The sequence below is a fragment of the Comamonas sp. genome, from assembly GCF_036666375.1.
GTDB lineage: Bacteria > Pseudomonadota > Gammaproteobacteria > Burkholderiales > Burkholderiaceae_C > Comamonas.
Window position 1 is genome coordinate 1 of the sequence record NZ_JAVWWA010000151.1, and the last position, 2441, is coordinate 2441.

A 2441-nucleotide genomic window follows, 5' to 3' on the forward strand; every position below is an offset into this window, starting at 1 on the left:
ATGTAGGGCGTGTCCTGGCACAGCACCATGGCGATGTAGGCGCGCTGGCGCTGGCCGCCTGAAAGTTCGTCGAGAAAGCGTTCGGCCAGGGGCTGCAGCTGCAGATAATCCAGCGCGTCTTCCACATGGCGCAGGTCTTCGGGCGTGAGCCGGCCCTTGCTGTGCGGAAAGCGCCCGAAGCCCACAAGATCGCGCACCGTGAGGCGCAGCGCCGACTGGTTGTCCTGGCGCAGAATGGCCAGCACGCGCGACAGCGCGTCGCTGGCCGTGGTCGCGACATCGTGGCCGTCGACGCTCACCTGGCCGCTGCTCATCGGCATCAGCCGGCTGACCAGCGACAGCAGCGTCGACTTGCCCGCCCCGTTGGGGCCGATGATGGCGGTGAACTGCTGTTTCGGAATCTGCAGCGAAACCGCGTTCAGCACCGTGGTGCTGCCGTGGCGCTTGACCACATCGCGTGCGTCGATCATGTCTTGCCCTTGCGCATCAGCAAATAAATAAACACCACGCCGCCGAGGAACTCGACGACGATGGACAGCGAGGTGTTGAAAGCAAACACCTGCTCGAGAATCACCTGGCCGCCCAGCAACAGCACGCAGCCCCACAGCACGGCCGCGGGCAGCACCCAGTTGTGGCGGCGCGTTCCCATCCACTGGTAGGCCATGTTGCTCACCAGCAGGCCGAAGAACGTCACCGGGCCGACCAGCGCCGCAGACACCGCGACCAGGCAGGCCATCACGACCAGCAACTGCAGCACCTGGCGCTGGTAGGCCACGCCGAGATTCACGGCGACATCGCGGCCCAGCGCCAGCACGTCGAGCACATGGCGCTGGCGCCAGATCCAGGCCGCGCCCAGCAGCATCAGCGCGAGCGATGGCCACAGCAGCTGCACCTGGATCGAGTTGAAGTTGGCAAACATCCGGTCCTGCAGCGTCGCGAACTCGTTGGGATCGATCATGCGCATCGCGAAGCTGGTCAGGCTGCGAAAGAAGATGCCGCCGACCATGCCCACCAGCAGCATCAGGTGCAGGCTGCTGGACTGGCCGGTGAAAAGCCAGCGCATCAGCAGCACGCTGAAGAACACCATCAGCACGATCTCCAGCAGGTACTTGGGCAGCACGCCCCAGGCGACCACGCCCGACGCGCCCAGCAGCAGCACCAGCAGCGCCTGCAGGAACAGGTACAGCGCGTCCAGCCCCATGACCGAAGGCGTGAGAATGGTGTTGTGGGTGATGGTCTGGAAGACCACGGTCGACATGCCTATGGCGCCGGCCACGACCAGCATGGTCAACAGCTTGATGCCGCGGTGCTCGAGCACGAACGCCCAGTCGGTCTTGACGCCCACTGTCATGAAAGCCACGCCGGCCACCAAGGCCAGCAGCACCAGCAGGCCCATGCGCACCGCTGGCTTCTGCCAGCGCTCGGCCCAGGTGGCCGCATGCGGCGCGGCAAGTTGCGTTGTGTTTTCCATATCAGCCTGCACGCCGGCGTTTGCGCACGATCAGAACCAGGAACAGCGCACTGCCCACGACCCCCATCACGGTGCCCACGGGAATTTCATAGGGCGCGATCACCAGCCGCCCCACCAGATCGCACAGCAGCGTGAGCCCGGCGCCGGCAATGGCAACCCACAGCACGCTGCGGCGCACGTTGTCGCCGACGATCAGGCGCACGACATTGGGAACGATCAGCCCGACAAACGGAATGCTGCCCACGGTCACCACCACGCAGGCCGTGACCACGGCGACCACCACCAGGCCCTGCCAGACCAGGCGCTTGTAATTGAGCCCGAGGTTGGTGGCGAACGACTCGCCCAGGCCGGCAACCGTGAAGCGGTCGGCGGCCAGGCAGGCCAGCAGCGTCACGCCCAGCGACAGCCACAGCATTTCATAGCGGCCGTCGATCACCACCGAGAAATCGCCGTTGGACCAGGCGCGCAGCGACTGGATCAGGTCATGCTGGTAGGCGAAGAACATCGCCGCGGCATCGATCACGCCGGCCAACACCAGGCCGACCAACGGCACGATCCAGGCCGACCGCAGCTTCACGCGCGCCAGCACGGCAAGGAACAGCGCCGTGCCGGCCAGCGCCATCAATGCCGAGACGCCCATCTTGGCCCAGACCGACCAGCCGGGCGCCCACAGCGCCATCATCAGCATGCCCAGCGTCGCCGACTCGACCGTGCCCACCGTCGAGGGTTCGACGAAATGGTTGCGCGCGAGCATCTGCATCAGCAGACCCGCGACCGCCATCGACGAGCCCGCGAGAATCAGCGCCAGCGTGCGCGGCACGCGGCTGTAGAGCAGCACCTGGGCGACCATGTCGTCCTCGCTCGAGGACCACAGCGTATTCCACGACACATCGCTCACGCCCACCGACAGGCTCCACAGCGCCAATGCAAAAAGGGCCACCAGGGCCCCGGACCATGCCGCGACAAAAGA

General features: G+C 65.9%; 3 protein-coding genes. All 3 read right to left on the reverse strand.

All coding sequences use genetic code 11. The annotated features are described in order from the left end of the window. The coding region (locus RR928_RS23010) for an ATP-binding cassette domain-containing protein (protein WP_332684379.1) at window positions 1–470 on the reverse strand (470 nt) is incomplete at its 3' end. After that, window positions 467–1396: an iron chelate uptake ABC transporter family permease subunit gene (locus RR928_RS23015; RefSeq protein WP_332684389.1), complete on the reverse strand. Its 930-nt coding sequence runs from the start codon at window positions 1394–1396 to the stop codon at window positions 467–469. The genes RR928_RS23010 and RR928_RS23015, both read right to left, overlap by 4 nt. Window positions 1397–1472: 76 nt before the next feature. Further along, window positions 1473–2441 (reverse strand): ABC transporter permease (locus RR928_RS23020; protein ID WP_442881510.1); only part of this gene is annotated, 969 nt, incomplete at its 5' end.

Coding starts and splice junctions, on each gene's coding strand:
- RR928_RS23015 (WP_332684389.1), bottom strand. CDS start 1,396: ATGGGCCTGCTGGTGCTGCTGGCCTTGGTGGCCGGCGTGGCTTTCATG.